Here is a 15588-nt window from a genome sequence, read left to right as displayed (position 1 = left end):
CCCACGGCCCTGGCTGCGATCGCGTCCGAAGGCAGGTTCAAGCGAAGCGAGAACCTGATCGCGCAGCGAGCCGCCAAGGCGAGCCGGAGCGATGCCAGCGATCGCCGCGTTTGTCGACGATGGAGGGCCCTCCGGGCCCGAAGGAGGAGAGAAATGCAGTTCAGGGCCAGCACTCCGCGCCGTTCAGCGTGAACCGCGAGGGCGCGCCGTTGGCGCCGTCCTGGCTCCCGAGGAACCCGAACTCGGCCGTCCCGTGCGCCGGGATCGACCGGTTCCACTCCGCCGCCGTCACCGTGACGGACGCGCCGTCCTGCGCGCGGCTGCCGTTCCACAGCTGGGTGATCGCCTGCCCGTCCGGGAACGCGAAGCCCAGCGTCCAGCCGTCGATCGCGCCGTCGCCGAGGTTGGTGATGCGGACGGTCGCCTGGAAGCCCCGCGGCCACGTCCCGTCGACGCGGTACGACACCGAGCACGCGGACGGCGCGGCCGTCGTCCGGCCCGCCGTCGGGGACGTCGCCGGGGGTCTCGCGCCGGCCTGGTCGGAGGACCCGGGCGCGAGGGCGGCCAGCAGCGCGGCCAGCGCGGTCAGGGCCCCGGCCGCGACCCCGGCGATCAGCAGCGGCCGCCCGGGCCCTCGGCGGGCCGGTCCAGGGTCGTCGAGGACGCGGGTCGGGTTCCGCGGCCGGTCCTGCGGCGGAAGGCCGGCGGGCGCGGCGGCGCCCGGCGCGTGGAGCTGGACGCCGGAGGCGCCGGCCAGGAGTCGGGCCGCTTCGGCGGCGGTGGGGCGCGCGCCTGGGTCCGGGGAGAGGCAGTCGCGGCAGAGTGCGGCGACCTCGTCCGGGGTGCCCTTCCGGAAGGAGGACGAGGGCGTGGGCGGCGCGCCGGTCAGGCATTCGTGCAGGACGACGCCCAGGGAGTAGACGTCGGCCGCCGGGGTCGGGGACGTCCCGCTCACCAGTTCGGGCGCCATGTAGGCGGGCGTGCCCATCACCGGCCCGCCCGCCGTCCCGGTGAACGCGATGCCGAAGTCGAGGACCTTCACCTCGGCCGGGGTGAGGTAGACGTTCCCGGGCTTGATGTCGCGGTGCACGATGCCGGCGTCGTGGGCCGCGGCCAGGGCGTCGGCGACCCGTGCGCAGATCCCGGCCGCCTCCCGCCAGGGCAGCGGGCCGCGCGACAGGCGCACGGCCAGGCTCTCGCCGTCCAGCAGCTCCATGACCACGTACGGGATGCGGCGCGACTCGCGCCGCGGCGCCTCGTTCCGGCCGACCCGGTGCTCGCCGTAGTCGTACACGCCGGTGATGCCCGGGTGGGTCAGGGCCGCGGCGGCCTGCGCCTCCTGGCGCAGGCGCCGCGAGAACTCCTCGGGTCCGCCGTCCTTCGGGACCTTGACCGCGACGGCGCGGTCGAGGACGGTGTCGACCGCGCGCCAGACGGTCGCCATGCCGCCGGCGCCGAGAGGCCGCTCGATGCGGTAGCGCCCCCCGAGGCGTTCGCCCGGGGCGATGATCTCGGGCATGAACGAAGAATATGCCGGGCTCAGGGAACGAGGTAGCGGCTGTCGCGGGCGTCGGTGATCGCCATGTGGCCGGGGGCGTGCCCGATGGCGAGCTTGGGGCGGGAGGCCATCACGGCCGCCTGCGGGGTCACGCCGCAGGCCCAGAACACCGGGATCTCGTCGACTCGGATCTCGACCGGGTCGCCGAAGTCCGGCGCGGACAGGTCGTCGATGCCGAGCTCGACGGGGTCGCCGACGTGCACGGGCGCGCCGTGGACGGAGGGGTACCGGGACGTCACGCGCACGGCGTCGGCCACCTGCGCGGCCGGGACGGGGCGCATCGAGACGACGAGCGGGCCGCCGAACTCGCCGGCGCGGCGGCACATCCGGTTCGTCCGGTACATCGGGACGTTGCGGTTCTGCTCGATGTGCCGGACGGGGACGCCGGCCTCGCGGAGGGCGTCCTCGAACGTGAAGCTGCATCCGATGAGGAACGAGACGAGGTCCTCGCGCCAGTGACCGGTCACGTCGCTCACCTCGGCGACCGGCTCCCCGTGCTCGTAGACGACGTAGCCGGGCAGGTCGGTGCGCAGGTCCCCGGCGAACAGCGGGGAGGAGGCCTCGCCGGGCTCGGTCACGTCCAGGACGGGGCACGGCTTGGGGTTGCGCTGCGCGAACAGCAGCAGGTCGAAGGCGTACTCGCGCGGCACGGCGATGAGGTTCGCCTGCGTCCAGCCGGCGCACCAGCCGGACGTGGGGACGCGCAGGCCGGCCCGGAACAGGGCCCTCGCCTGGTCCGGCGTGAGCGCGCCCGGGTCGAGGGGTGCGGTCATGTTTCCTCCCGGAGGTTCGGTACGGGGTGCGGCCGGAACCGGAGCCGCTGCCCGGGCCGGGCCTGGGCGGCGCGTCCGATGTCGGCGGAGGCGACCACCGCGATCACGGGGTAGCCGCCGGTGAGCGGGTGGTCGGCGAGGAACAGCACCGGCCGCCCGGACGGCGGGACCTGCAGCGCCCCGGTGACCGTCCCCTCGCTGGGCAGCTCGCCGCGCCCGGCGTGCTCCAGTCCCGGCCCGTCCAGGCGCATGCCGACCCGGTCGATCTCGCTGGTCACCGTGTAGGCGGCGGAGAAGAGGGCGTCCAGCGCGCCGGGGGCGAACCAGTCGTGGCGCGGACCGGGCACGGCGCGCAGCGCGATGTCGCCGCCGCTCGGCGGTGCGACGGGCGCGGCGTCCAGGAGCGGCGCGGCGGCGGGCGGCGGGCCGACGGGCAGGAGGTCGCCGGGCTTGAGCCGGGCGGGGCCGAGCCCGGAGAGCATGTCGGTGGAGCGCGACCCGAGCACGGGCGGGACGGCGACGCCGCCGCGCACGGCCAGGTAGCTGCGCAGGCCTGAGGGCGGGGCGCCCATCCGCAGTTCGGCGCCGTCCGGGATGTGGAAGACCGAGTAGGGGGCCTCGGGACTGCCGTCCACCAGGAGCGGGGCGGGCGCACCGGTCACCGCGGCGAACACGCCGCCGCGGCAGCGCACGTGCAGGCCGCCGAAGGTGACCTCGACCGCGGCGTCCCCCTCGGGGTTGCCGAGCAGCCGGTTGGCGAGGCGGAACGAGCCCGGGTCCGCGGCGCCCGACACCCCCACGCCGAGCGCCGCGTGACCCGAGCGGCCCAGGTCCTGGACTGTCGCCAGGGGTCCTGTGCGGAGAACGTCCAGAGCGCGCTTCAAAGTTCCCTCCGGAGCTTCACGGTTCCCTCCGGACGAAGCGGACCCGCGTCCCCGGGCGGAGCAGGGCGGGCGGGTCGCGCTGCAGGTCCCACAGGACGGCCTCCGTACGCCCGATGAGCTGCCAGCCGCCCGGGGACTCGACCGGGTAGACGCCGCTGAAGCGCCCGGCGAGGCCGACCGCGCCCGCCGGGACGCGGACGCGGGGCGTCGCGCGGCGCGGGACGTCCAGCCGCGGGTCGCCGCCCTCCAGGTAGCCGAATCCGGGCGCGAACCCGGTGAACGCGACCCGCCACGGGGTCCCGGTGTGCGCGGCGACGACCTCGTCCGGGGCGAGCCCGGTGAGGCGGGCGACCTCGGCGAGGTCGTCGCCGTCGTAGACGACGGGGATCTCCGCCTCGCCGGCGCCGCCGTCCGCCGTGCCCGGCCGGGTGGCGCGCACCGCGGCGGCGACCGCGGACGGGTCGGCGGACGGGGCGAGCAGCAGGGTCAGGGTGCGGGCCGCCGGGACGAGGTCGGCGACGCCGGGCGGCGGGGACGCCGCGAGCGCCGCGTACAGGCCGAGCATCTCCGGCAGGTCCGGCAGTTCGACCAGCAGCGCCGCGTCGCCGTTCGGCAGGATCCGCACCCCGCCCTCACTTCCACAGGTCGTCGAGCCCGGACAGGCTGTTCCAGCCCAGGTAGAGCGACAGCAGCCAGGCCGCCACGCCGATGGCCAGGAGCCAGACCGGGTACCGGTGGCCGCCGAGCAGGTCGCGGCGGCGGGCGGCCGCCCACAGCAGCACGGCCAGCCCGAACGGCAGGATCAGCCCGTTCAGCGCGCCCGCGAGGACGAGCAGCTTCGCCGGGGCGGTCCCGATCGCGAGGTAGATGGCGGCCGAGACGAGGATGAACGCGACGACCAGCCGGTTGCGGTGCCGCTCCACGAAGGACGAGAAGGACACCAGGAACGACACGGAGGTGTAGGACGCGCCGATGACCGAGGTGATCGCCGCCGACCACATGATCAGGCCGAAGACGCGCAGCCCGGCCTCGCCCGCCGCGTTCTCGAAGGCCGAGGCGGGGGCGTTCTCCTTGGCGAGGGTCACCCCGCCGGCGACGACGCCGAGCACGGCGAGGAACAGCAGCACGCGCATCAGGCCGGTGACGAGGATCCCGGTGACGGCGCTGCGGTTGATCTCCTTGACGTTGTCCGGTCCGGTCACCCCGGACTCGATCATGCGGTGCGCGCCCGCGTAGGTGATGTAGCCGCCAACCGTCCCGCCGATGAGCGTGGTGATGACCAGGAAGTCGACGGTCTCCGGCGCGACGCTCTGGCGGAGCGCGTCGCCGAGGGGCGGCTCGGACGTGAACGCGACGTAGAGGGTCAGCAGGATCATCACGGCGCCGAGCACGACGACGATCCGGTCCATCGCGACGCCGGCCCGCCGGACCAGGAAGATCGCGATGGCGGCCAGCGCGGAGACCGCGCCGCCGATCTTGACGTCCAGGCCGAGCAGGGCGTTCAGCCCGAGCGCGGTGCCGGCGACGTTGCCGATGTTGAACACCAGGCCGCCGAACACGTCGAGCGCGGCGAGGCCGTACCCGGCGCCGGGCAGGACGCGGTTGCCGAGTTCCTGGGCGCGCATCCCCGAGACTCCGACGACGCGCCACACGTTCAGCTGGATCGCGACGTCCACCAGCACCGACACCAGGATCGCGAACGCGAACGCGGCGCCGAGCTTGGCGGTGAACACCGTGGTCTGGGTGATGAAGCCGGGTCCGATGGCGCTGGTGGCCATCAGGAACATGGCGCCGGTGAGCGCGGCGCGACGCGAGCGGGTGGCCGGTTCCGTGGGGGTGTCGAGGGTCGCTGGGTCCGTCATGGCGGGGCCCTTCCAGGGGGGTTCGACTTTCCGCAAGGGTAGAGATTGTTCAACAATCCATCAAGAGACCTGTTGATGCAGTATTCCGTCACCGGGGATAGGCTGGCCGCCCCAGACCTCCGCGCGCGCTCCCCGCGCCTACCCCCGGAAGGTGGCTGATGCCCGTGCCGGCGCAGGGCTCGTGGCTGACCGACATCGCGGCCGCCCGGCACGACCTCGACCGCACCAGCACCGCCGCGCGGATCGCCGGCCTGCTGCGCGAGCAGATCACCGACGGGCGGCTCGCCCCCGGCGAGCGCGTCCGCGAGGAGGAGCTGGGCGAGGCCCTCAAGGTCTCGCGCAACACCGTGCGCGAGGCGTTCCGGCTGCTCGCGCAGGAGCGGCTGCTCGTCCACGAGTTCAACCGGGGCGTGTTCGTGCGCCGGGTCACCGCCGACGGCCTCGCCGACCTCTACCGGGTCCGGCGGATCCTGGAGTGCGAGGGCGTGCGGTGCGCGCGGGAGGCCCCCGCCGGGTCGCTCGGCCGGGTGGAGGCCGCGGTCCTGGACGGCGAGCGCGCCGCCGCCGCCGGGCGCTGGCCGGACGTCGGCACCGCCGACATCCGCTTCCACCAGGCCATCGCCGCGCTGGTGGGGAGCCCGCGGGTGGACGAGATGATCCGGCACCTGCTGGCCGAGATGCGCCTGGTCTTCCACGAGATGGGCTCGCCGCGCGAGTTCCACGAGCCCTACCTGGCCCGCAACCGGCGGATCCACGACCTGATGGCGGCCGGCGACCTCGCGGCGGCCGAGCGGGAGCTGCGCTCCTACCTCGACGACGCGGAGTCCCAGCTCACCGGGGCCTACCGCGACGAGGCCCGCTAGGGCGGGTCAGGGGGCGTAGTTCATGACGTGGTCGTGCAGGAGCTGCGGCGCGGCCGGGTCGGCGCGGCGGAACGCCTCGATCAGCTCGGCGTGCTCGGCCGACTTGGAGTAGATCTCCGTGTGGTGCAGGCGCAGGGACAGGGTCGTCCACAGCTCGATGCCGAGCCCCTCCCACACCGAGACGAGCAGCCGGTTGCCGGCCGACTCGACGATCTCGCGGTGGAAGTCGATGCTGAGCCGCATCTGCTCGTGCAGGTCGCCCTCCCGCGCGGCCTCGCCGAGGCGGCGGTTGTGCTCCTCCAGCGCGTCCAGGCGGCCGGCGAGCCGGGGCAGCGCCAGCTCCACGGCCGTCCGCTCCAGCCCGGCGCGGACGGGGAAGATCTCGGCCAGGTCCTGCTCGGTGAAGTCGCGGACCCGGGCGCCCCGGTTGGGCAGCGTCTCGATCAGCCGCTGCGCCTCCAGCTGGCGCAGCGCCTCCCGGACGGGCCCCTGGCTCACGCCCAGCTCGGTGGCGATGCGGCGCTCGACGAGGCGCTCCCCCGGCTCCCACCGGCCCGAGCTGATGCCCTCCACGATGAACTCGCGGATCTGGTCGGCGAGCCCGGTGCGGAGCAGCTGGTCGGAGGTCTTCACGAAACTGGATCGTAGCGCCACGGCCGGTAAGTGCCTCTTGACGGGTGGGCGGTTCGTACGAGATACAATATGATCGATCATAGATCAATGATGATCGGGAGTGTCGTGGCGATCCTACGGCGCTGCCCCGTACAGAGGAAGGGTCGCCGATGGCTGACACCGTCCAGTCGGTTGAGAGGGCCGCACCGGCCCGGGGCCGGAGGGCGCGCGGCGCCCAGGCCCCCGAGCCGAAGACCGACGCGGCGGCGCCGGAGGCGGCGTCCCCGGCGGCCGACGCCGGCACGCTCGTCGGCTACTACCGGCAGATGCTGCTGATCAGGCGGTTCGAGGAGCGGGCGGCCCGCGCCTACACCGAGGCCAAGATCGGCGGTTACTGCCACCTGAACCTCGGCGAGGAGGCGACGGTCGTCGGGCTGATGGCCGCGCTGCGCCCCACCGACTACCTGTTCACCAACTACCGCGAGCACGGCTACGCCCTTGCCAAGGGCATCGGCGCCGACCGCGTGATGGCCGAGCTGTACGGGCGGTCCACGGGCGTGTCCAAGGGCTGGGGCGGGTCGATGCACCTGTTCGACGCCGAGGCGCGGCTGCTCGGCGGGTACGGGATCGTCGGCGGGCAGGTGCCCCTCGCGGCCGGCGCGGCGCTCGCCGTCTCCTACAAGGGCGGCGACGAGGTCGTCATGTGCCAGATGGGCGACGGGACGACCGCGATCGGAGCGTTCCACGAGTCGCTGAACATCGCCGCCCTATGGAACCTCCCGGTCGTCTTCGTCGTGATCAACAACGGTCTCGGCATGGGCACCACCGTCGCGAACTCCTCGGCCGAGCCGGAGCTGTACCGGCGCGGCGCCGCGTACCGGATGGAGAGCATGCGGGTGGACGGCGCCGACGTGGTCGCGGTGCGCGACGCCGCCCGCACCGCCGTCGAGCGCGCCCGCGCCGAGAGCAGGCCCTACCTGCTGGAGACCGTCAGCCCCCGGCTGAAGGGCCACTCGGTCGTCGACCCGGCCCGCTACCGGTCCAAGGAGGAGAAGGAGGCCCTGAAGGCCGCCGACCCCCTGGCCCGGATCGCGCTGGAGCTGGAGGAGGCGGGCGTCCTGTCCGCCGACGAGCGCGACCGGCTCGACGCCGAGGTGACGGCGGAGGTCGACGCCGCCGCCGCGTTCGCCGACGAGAGCCCCGCGCCGGACGTGTCGACGCTGTTCGACTACACCTACGCCACCCCGGTCCCGGGCGAGCTGCGCAGGCTCCCCGCCGACCCCGTATTCGGTTCCTGAGAGGCATCCATGGCAACCGTGACCTACCGCCAGGCCCTCCGGGACACGCTCCGCGCCGAGATGCTCCGCGACGAGAACGTCTTCCTGATGGGTGAGGAGATCGGGCTCTTCGAGGGCTCCTACAAGATCACCGAGGGGCTGCTGAAGGAGTTCGGGCCGCGCCGCGTGCGCGACACCCCGATCGCCGAGGAGGGGTTCGTCGGCGCCGCGATCGGCGCCGCGATGCTCGGCCTGCGCCCCGTCGTGGAGATCATGACGATCAACTTCTCGCTGCTGGCGCTGGACCAGATCGTCAACCACGCCGCGAAGATCTACGGCATGTTCGGCGGGCAGGCCAGCGTGCCGATGGTGATCCGCACGCCGGGCGGCGGCGGGCAGCAGCTCGGCGCCACCCACTCGCAGAACGTCGAGCTGTTCTACTCGTTCATCCCCGGCCTGAAGGTGCTCGCGCCGAGCACGCCCGCCGAGGCGTCGGCGATGCTGAAGGCCGCGATCCGCGACGACGACCCGGTGCTGTTCCTGGAGAACCTCGCCCTCTACAACACCAAGGGCGAGCTGCCGGCCCCGGTCGAGGACGTCGAGCCCGCCGAGATCGGCCGCGCCGCCGTGACCCGTCCCGGCACCGACATCACGATCATCGGCTACTCCCGGATGGCCCGCGTCGCCTCGGAGGTCGCCGAGACCCTCGCCGCCGAGGGCGTCTCCGCCGAGGTCGTGGACCTGCGCAGCCTGCGCCCGCTCGACCGGCAGACGGTCGTCGAGTCGGTCCGCAAGACCGGCTGCGCCGTCGTGGCCGAGGACGACTGGCTGACCTACGGCATCGGCGCCGAGATCGCCGCGACGATCCAGGAGGGCGCCTTCGACTGGCTGGACGCCCCCGTCCGGCGCGTCGCGATGGCCGAGGTGCCGCTCCCCTACGCCAAGTCCCTGGAGACGGCGGCGCTGCCGTCCGCCGAGTCCCTGCTGACCGCCGTGCGCGCCACGCTCCGCGCGACCGGCCGCACCACGCCGGGGACGGACGCCACGTCCCCGCGACCCGCTCTGGAGCCCGCGCGATGACCGAGATCCTCATGCCCCGCCTCTCCGACACGATGGAGGAGGGCGTCATCAGCTCCTGGCAGAAGCAGCCGGGGGACGAGGTCGCGGTCGGCGACGTCATCGTCGACATCGAGACCGACAAGGCGGTCATGGAGTACGAGGCCTACGAGGCCGGCGTGCTGGAGAAGATCCTCGTCGGCGAGGGCGAGACCGCCGCGATCGGCGCCCCGATCGCGGTGATCGCCCCCGCGGGCGGCGCCCGTCCCGAGCCCGCGCCCGCCGCCGAGTCGCGGCCCGCGGCCGAGCCGGAGGCCGCCGCCGAGCCGGAGCCCGCCGCCGAGGCTGCGGCCGAGCCGGCGCCGGTCGCCACTGCCGCCCCGCCGCAGGCGGGTGGACGTCCGGCCGCCTCCCGGCCGCCGTCGTCGCCGCTGGCGCGCCGGCTCGCCCGCGACCACGGCATCGACCTGACCGCGCTCAGCGGCTCCGGTCCGGGCGGGCGCATCGTCCGCGCCGACATCGAGGCCGCCGTGCGCGCCGCCGGCCCGGCGGCGCCCGCTCCGGCCGCCGCCCAGGCCCCCGCCGCCCCCGCGGCGGCGGCGCCCGCCGTCCAGGCCCGAGCCGACGACCCGGACGTGGAGGCCGTCCCGCTGAACCGCTTCCGCAAGGTGGCGGCCAGGCGGCTGACCGAGAGCAAGCGCGAGGCGCCGCACTTCTACCTGAACCGCGAGGTGGACGCCGACGCCCTGCTGGCCTTCCGCGCGACGCTGAACGAGGCGCTCGCCCCGGCGAAGGTCAGCGTGAACGACCTGGTCGTGAAGGCGGTGGCGACGGCGCTGCGCGAGCACCCGGCGGTGAACGTCTCCTACACCGAGGAGAACCTGCTCTTCCACAAGCGGGTGCACGTCGGCGTGGCGGTGGCGGTCGAGGACGGCCTCGTCGTGCCGGTCGTCCGCGACGCCGACCGGATGAGCGTCTCGCAGATCGGGCGGGAGACCCGCGAGCTCGCCGCCAAGGCCCGCGACGGCAAGCTGTCCGCGCGGGAGATGAGCGGCGGCACGTTCAGCGTCAGCAACCTCGGCATGTTCGGTGTGGACTCGTTCTCCGCGGTGATCAACCCGCCGGAGGCCGCCATCCTCGCCGTGGGCGCCGTCCGCGACGAACCTGTCGTCCGCGACGGCCAGGTCGTCCCAGGCAAGCGCATGACGGTGACCCTGTCGGTCGACCACCGCGCCACCGACGGCGCGACGGCCGCGAAGTTCCTGGCCCGCCTCGCCGAGCTGCTCCAGAACCCGCTGCTCATCGTCGCGTAGCCGCGCACGACGCACGGAAGGGCCCTCGCCGCAGGCGGCGAGGGCCCTTCCGCGTCCTGCCGGTGTTCAGAGCATGACGCGGCCGCCGGTGACGTCGAGGGTGAGGCCCGTCAGCCACGCGGACTGGGACGAGGCCAGGAAGAGCGCGGCGGACGCGACGTCGCCCGGTTCGCCGAGACGGGCGAGCGGGTGGGAGGCGGCCACGGCGGCCTGGGTCTCCTCGGGCATGAACCGCGCGGTGCGCTCGGTGCGGATCGTGCCGGGCGCGACGCAGTTGACGCGGACGCCGTCCCGCCCGGCCTCGGCGGCGGCGTGGCGGGTGAGGGCCTGGACGCCGGCCTTGGCGGCCTCGTAGGCGACGGGGGCGCCCCACGGGTTGCCCAGCTCCCGGCCGCCGCCGCCCGGCAGGTTCGTCGGCAGTCGCCCGGCCGACGACGACATCGTGATGATCGAACCGGCCTGGCGCTCCTGCATGCCGGGCAGGAATGCCTTCAGGGTGAGGAAGGTCGCGGTGAGGTTGCCGTCCAGGACCGACCGCCACTCCCGCTCGGTCATGGCCGCGGTCGGGCCGGGACGCGCGATGCCGCCGCCCGCGAACGCGCACAGGACGCCGGCCGGGCCGAGCCCGTCCTCGATCCGCCCGCGCGCGGAGTCGAGGGCGGCCAGGTCGGTGACGTCGGCGACGACGCCGATCCCGCCGGTCTCCTTGGCCACCTGGTCGAGCGCCTCCCGGTCGCGGCCGATGACGGCGACCCGCGCGCCCTCGGCGGCGAACGCGCGCGCCGTGGCGGCGCCGATGCCGCGCGAGCCGCCGGTGATGACCGCGACCATGCCGTTGAGCTCGGAATACATCGGTGCCTCCTTGCCGGGATGCCGTCTCCTCCGATTCTGAGTGAGTGCTCACTCATTGTCAAGCGAGGGCGGCCCGGGCGTGGCCGTATCCGGCCAGCGGCCGGGCCCGACCAATCAGATCCGGCGGGGGCCGCGAAGTACCCGCGGGCATGGCGAAGAGACCGGTCGATCCGGCGCCGCGGCAACACGGCCCAGCGCCACGGAAAGGCGCCGCCGCGGCGGGCACCCGGAGACCGGCGAGGGTTCCACGATGCCGACACTCCATCCAGCCGGGGGAACGTCCAGGGCGCGGGTCGCCGCGCTGGCCGCGGCCGCGGGTCTGCTGTGCGCGGGCGGGTTCGCCGGACTCGCGCCGAGGCAGGGCACCGCGTCCAGCCACCGCGAGGCACCGCTCATCTCGGGGCAGCCGCAGTACGACAACACCGACGTCTACGCGTTCGTCAGTCCGGACAAGCCGGACACCACCACGCTGATCGCGAACTTCATCCCGTTCCAGGACCCGGCCGGCGGGCCGAACTTCTCCAAGTTCGCGCGGGACGCCAGGTACGACCTGAACGTCGACAACGACGGCGACTCCCTGCCCGACCTCACCTACCGGTTCCGCTTCCACGACCGGCTGAAGAACGCGAACACCTTCCTCTACAACACCGGGCCGGTGACGAGCCTGGACGACCCCGACCTCAACTTCACGCAGACCTACGACCTGACGCTGGTCCGAAGGGTCGGCGGCCAGGTCCGGAGCACGCACACGCTCGCCGGGAACGCGCCCGTCGCGCCGTCCAACGTGGGCAAGGCGTCCATGCCGGACTACGCGAGGCTGCGCGCCCAGGCGGTCAGGCCGCTCGGTGACGGGACGACCTCGTTCGCCGGGCAGGCCGACGACCCGTTCTTCCTCGACCTGCGGGTGTTCGACCTGCTGTACGGCGCGAACCTGAAGGAGGTCGGGAACGACACGCTGAGCGGATACAACGTCAACACGGTCGCGCTGCAGATCCCGACGCGCCACCTCGTCACGGGGCACGACCCGGTGATCGGGGTGAACTCGACCGTGTCGCGGCTCTCCGCGTCCGGCGCCTACGCGCAGGTGTCGCGGCTCGGGAGCCCGCTGGTGAACGAGGTGGTCGTCCCGCGCGGGAAGAAGGACGCCTTCAACGCGTCCACTCCGTGGCAGGACGCGCAGTTCGCCGGGTTCGTCACCGACCCCGAGCTGCCGAAGCTCATCGAGAAGATCTACAAGATCCCGGCACCGCCCGGGCCGCGCAAGGACCTCGTCCAGGCGTTCCTCACCGGCGTGCCGGGGCTGAACCAGCCGGCGCACGTCCGGCCCGCGGAGCTGCTGCGGCTCAACACCTCGGTCCGGCCGGCCGCGAAGCCGGACCGGCTGGGGGTCCTCGGCGGGGACAAGGCGGGCTTCCCGAACGGGCGGCGGCTCACCGACGACGTCGTCGACATCGAGTTGCAGGCCGTCGAGGGCGAGCTGCTCGGCAAGAAGAACGACCTCGGCGACGCCGTGAACGCCAACGACGCCGGGTTCGGCACGAGCTTCCCGTACGTGGCGCAGCCCCACTCGGGGTCGGACGTGCGCGGCGCGAGGAAGCCGGGGACGAAGGCCGCGGGCACGGCGGGCAGGGGCGACGGCGGGAAGGTGAACTTCCTCAACGCGGGCGCCACCGAGAGCACCTCGGGCGGCGAGGACGGGACGATCTCGCTGGCGCCGGTCGCCGCGGCGGCGGGCGCGGGGGCGTTCCTGCTGACCGGCGGGCTGCTGTGGCTGCGGCGGCGCCGTCCCTCGGCGGGACGGCACGAGAGCTGATGCGTCCCCTCCTCACCGGGGCCTCGGTGGCGGGGCTCGTCGCCGCGCTCACCCTCGGATCGGCGGTCGCGTTCGGCCGCCCGTCCGGGGAGCGCGCCGCGGCGGCCCCGGCCGGGGCCCCTGCCCCGGGCATCCCCGGCCTGCAGAAGAGGCTGCGCGAGCAGCCCCGTGACGCCGCCGGCTGGGCGTCCCTAGGAATCGCGTACGTGGAGCAGGCCCGTGTGACCGCGGATCCGGCGTACTACCCGAAGGCGGAAGAGGTGCTCCACCGCTCCCTCCGTGAGGCGCCCGGGAACGACGGCGCGCTGGCCGGGCTCGGCGCGCTCGCTGCGGCGCGCCACGACTTCCACGGGGCGCTGCGGTACGCGGACCGGGCGCTCAAGGCGAACCCCTACGCGCAGCGGGCCGCCGCCGTCCGGGTGGACGCGCTGGTGGAGCTCGGCCGCTACGGCGACGCGCTGGCCGCCGCGCGGCGGGCGGACGCCGTCCGTCCGGGGGTTCCGGTCTTCACCCGGCTCGCGTACGTGCGGGAGCTGCGCGGAGAGGTCGCGGAGGCGCGCCGGGTGCTGGGGCTCGCGCGGGCCTCCGCCACCGACCGCGGCGACCTGGCCTACATCGCGGTGCAGCTCGGCGAGCTGGCCTGGAACGACGGCGACCTCGGCCGGGCGGGGCGCGAGTACGCCGAGGCGCTGCGCCTGTCCCCCGGCCACCTGCCAGCCCTGGACGGCGAGGCCCGCGTCAGGGCCGCGCGCGGCGACACGGCCGGGGCGCTCGCCGTGCGGGCCGGGATCGTCAAGCGGCTCCCCCTCCCCCAGTACGTCACCGAGTACGGGGAGCTGCTGGAGTCGGCCGGACGCCGGGACGAGGCGGAACGGCAGTACGCGGTCGCGACGGCGTGGGCACGGATCGCCAGGGCCGGCGGCGTCGACGCCGACCTGGAGACCGCGCTGTCCGAGAGCGACCACGGCGACACCGGGGACGCGCTGCGGGCGGCGCGGGCCGAGTACCGGAGGCGCTGCCCCGGCGCGCGCGTGCGGCAGTGCAGCGTGCACGCGGCCGACGCCCTGGCCTGGGCGCTGCACGTCAACGGGCGGGACGGCGAGGCCCTCCGCTACGCCCGGCAGGCGACGGCCACCGGGTACCGCCGCGCGTCCTTCCGGTTCCATCTCGGCCTCATCGAGATGGCCCTCGGCGAGCGGGCCGCCGCGCGGCGCGACCTCGCCGGGTCACTGCGCCGCAATCCCGCCTTCTCCCCGCTGTGGGCACCGCGCGCCAAGGCGGCCCTGGACGAACTGGGAGGCGCGTCGTGATCGTTCTCGCGCTCGCCGCCGGGGTGCTCGCCGCGCATCCCCTGGGCAACTTCACCGTCAACCACTACGACGGGCTGGTCGCGGCGCCGCACGAACTGCGGATCGACCATGTCGAGGACCGCGCCGAAATCCCCGCGGCGCAGGCGATGCCGGGGCTCGACGCCGACCACGACGGGCGCCCGTCGGACGGCGAGCTGGCGGCGTGGGCGGGCGGCGCCTGCGCGCGGGCCGCCTCGTCCCTGCGCGTCGCGGTGGACGGGCGTCCCGTCACCGCGACGGTCGCGTCCGCCACCGCGTCGGCACCGCGCGGGCAGGCGGGGCTGCCGACGCTGCGGCTCGAATGCCGGATCACCGCGCCCGCCGGACCGGGGACGGTCTCCTTCCGGGCCGGCGGCGACGGCCGGATCGGCTGGCGGGAGATCACCGCGCGCGGCGACCGGATGACGCTCGCCGCGTCCGGCGTGCCCGGGTCGTCGCGCAGCCGCCGCCTCACCGCCTACCCGGCGGACCTGCTCGCCTCCCCGCCCGACCAGCGGTCGGCGACCCTCGACGTGCGGGCGGGCGGGCCGCCGCTCGCGGCCCCCGCGCGAGGCGCCGGGCCCGGAACGCTGCTGCCGCGCGGCGCCGACGGGCTGACCCGGCGGTTCACGTCGCTGGTCGCGAGGCACGACCTCACGCCCGGCTTCGCGGCCCTGGCGTTCCTGGTCGCGCTGCTGCTCGGCGCGCTGCACGCGCTCGCGCCCGGCCACGGCAAGACGATCATGGCGGCGCACGCGATCGGGGACGGGCGGCGCAGGACGCGGGACGTCCTCGCGCTCGGCCTCACCGTCACGCTCACCCACACGGCCGGCGTCCTGGCCCTCGGCCTGCTCGTGACGACCGGGGCCCTGCTGGCGCCCGAGGCGCTGTTCCCTTGGCTCGGCGCGGCGGGCGGTGTCCTCGTGACGGCGGCGGGTGCGCTGCTGCTGTGGCGCGCCCTGCGCAACCGGCACCACACCCACACCCACGGCCACGGGCATGGGCACGGGCCCGCGAGGTCACGGCGCGGCGGGGTCGTGCTGATGGGGCTGGCGGGCGGCATGGTGCCGAGCCCGTCGGCGGTCGTGGTGCTGGTCGGCGGCGCGGCGATCGGACGGGCCTGGTTCGGGGTCGTCCTCGTCCTGGCCTACGGGCTCGGCCTCGCCGCCGCGCTCACCGCGGTCGGCCTCCTCGTCGCCGGTTCCGCACGCGCCCTGGCGCGGCGCATTCCGGCCATACGGCCCCGGCTTCCCAGCGCGATGATGCCGATAGGGACGTCCGCGACGGTCGTCGTCCTCGGGCTGGGACTCACGTTGCGGAGCCTGGTCCTGTGAGTTCCGACCCTGGACGGCCCCGGATGCGTAGTGCCGGGTGGACGGTCCACGGAGGGGAGCGCG

Annotated in this window: 14 protein-coding genes; 7 read left to right on the top strand and 7 right to left on the bottom strand. The window is 74.8% G+C overall.

Annotation, left to right across the window (positions count from 1 at the left end; translation table 11 throughout):
* Window positions 1–160: 160 nt before the first annotated feature.
* Genes BJY14_RS34210 through BJY14_RS34190 form a run of 5 tightly spaced genes read right to left on the bottom strand, consistent with a single transcriptional unit; the run spans window position 161 to window position 5077 of the window.
* Window positions 161–1519, bottom strand: a complete 1359-nt coding sequence (locus BJY14_RS34210) for a protein kinase domain-containing protein (RefSeq protein ID WP_179847382.1) — start codon at window positions 1517–1519, stop codon at window positions 161–163.
* A 20-nt stretch (window positions 1520–1539) separates the two neighbouring features.
* Window positions 1540–2331, bottom strand: a complete 792-nt coding sequence (locus BJY14_RS34205; protein ID WP_179847381.1) for a putative hydro-lyase — start codon at window positions 2329–2331, stop codon at window positions 1540–1542.
* On the bottom strand, window positions 2328–3215 hold the full coding sequence (locus BJY14_RS34200; protein ID WP_179847380.1) for a 5-oxoprolinase subunit C family protein: 888 nt from the start codon (window positions 3213–3215) through the stop codon (window positions 2328–2330). Before BJY14_RS34200 ends, BJY14_RS34205 begins: the two co-directional genes overlap by 4 nt.
* Before the next feature lie 16 nt (window positions 3216–3231).
* A complete protein-coding gene (locus BJY14_RS34195) occupies window positions 3232–3840 on the bottom strand; it encodes a 5-oxoprolinase subunit B family protein (protein ID WP_179847379.1) in 609 nt (202 codons plus the stop codon).
* 7 nt (window positions 3841–3847) lie between these two features.
* Window positions 3848–5077: an NRAMP family divalent metal transporter gene (locus BJY14_RS34190; RefSeq protein ID WP_179847378.1), complete on the bottom strand. Its 1230-nt coding sequence runs from the start codon at window positions 5075–5077 to the stop codon at window positions 3848–3850.
* 158 nt (window positions 5078–5235) lie between these two features.
* Between BJY14_RS34190 and BJY14_RS34185 the strand changes: the two genes are divergently transcribed.
* Complete coding sequence (locus BJY14_RS34185; protein WP_179847377.1) at window positions 5236–5940, top strand: GntR family transcriptional regulator; 705 nt, start codon at window positions 5236–5238, stop codon at window positions 5938–5940.
* Window positions 5941–5946: 6 nt separating this feature from the next.
* Here the strand turns inward: BJY14_RS34185 and BJY14_RS34180 are convergent, their stop codons facing one another.
* On the bottom strand, window positions 5947–6573 hold the full coding sequence (locus tag BJY14_RS34180; RefSeq protein WP_258939497.1) for a GntR family transcriptional regulator: 627 nt from the start codon (window positions 6571–6573) through the stop codon (window positions 5947–5949).
* Between the two features lie 149 nt (window positions 6574–6722).
* Between BJY14_RS34180 and pdhA the strand changes: the two genes are divergently transcribed.
* From pdhA to BJY14_RS34165, 3 genes are read left to right on the top strand one after another with little or no spacing between them, the layout of a single operon-like run.
* Window positions 6723–7850, top strand: coding sequence for a pyruvate dehydrogenase (acetyl-transferring) E1 component subunit alpha (gene pdhA, locus BJY14_RS34175; protein WP_179847375.1), 1128 nt, complete (start codon window positions 6723–6725; stop codon window positions 7848–7850).
* 9 nt (window positions 7851–7859) lie between these two features.
* Window positions 7860–8909 (top strand): alpha-ketoacid dehydrogenase subunit beta, encoded by a 1050-nt coding sequence (locus BJY14_RS34170; protein ID WP_179847374.1) that lies wholly within the window; start codon window positions 7860–7862, stop codon window positions 8907–8909.
* The gene (locus BJY14_RS34165; RefSeq protein ID WP_179847373.1) at window positions 8906–10198 is read left to right on the top strand and encodes a dihydrolipoamide acetyltransferase family protein; all 1293 of its coding nucleotides are present in this window, start codon (window positions 8906–8908) and stop codon (window positions 10196–10198) included. The genes BJY14_RS34170 and BJY14_RS34165 overlap by 4 nt, the downstream gene beginning before the upstream one ends.
* Window positions 10199–10264: 66 nt before the next feature.
* Here the strand turns inward: BJY14_RS34165 and BJY14_RS34160 are convergent, their stop codons facing one another.
* Window positions 10265–11050 (bottom strand): SDR family NAD(P)-dependent oxidoreductase, encoded by a 786-nt coding sequence (locus BJY14_RS34160; protein ID WP_179847372.1) that lies wholly within the window; start codon window positions 11048–11050, stop codon window positions 10265–10267.
* 250 nt (window positions 11051–11300) lie between these two features.
* Between BJY14_RS34160 and BJY14_RS34155 the strand changes: the two genes are divergently transcribed.
* Genes BJY14_RS34155 through BJY14_RS34145 form a run of 3 tightly spaced genes read left to right on the top strand, consistent with a single transcriptional unit; the run spans window position 11301 to window position 15525 of the window.
* Complete coding sequence (locus BJY14_RS34155; protein ID WP_179847371.1) at window positions 11301–12863, top strand: DUF4331 domain-containing protein; 1563 nt, start codon at window positions 11301–11303, stop codon at window positions 12861–12863.
* Window positions 12863–14173 (top strand): tetratricopeptide repeat protein, encoded by a 1311-nt coding sequence (locus BJY14_RS34150; RefSeq protein WP_179847370.1) that lies wholly within the window; start codon window positions 12863–12865, stop codon window positions 14171–14173. Before BJY14_RS34155 ends, BJY14_RS34150 begins: the two co-directional genes overlap by 1 nt.
* Window positions 14170–15525, top strand: a complete 1356-nt coding sequence (locus BJY14_RS34145; protein ID WP_218905712.1) for a sulfite exporter TauE/SafE family protein — start codon at window positions 14170–14172, stop codon at window positions 15523–15525. The genes BJY14_RS34150 and BJY14_RS34145 overlap by 4 nt, the downstream gene beginning before the upstream one ends.
* Window positions 15526–15588 lie beyond the last annotated feature (63 nt).

Source organism: Actinomadura luteofluorescens (genome assembly GCF_013409365.1).
Classification (GTDB): Bacteria; Actinomycetota; Actinomycetes; order Streptosporangiales; family Streptosporangiaceae; genus Spirillospora; species Spirillospora luteofluorescens.
The sequence above is the reverse complement of the archived record's forward strand: the minus strand, read 5'-3'. Positions and strand labels throughout refer to the sequence as shown.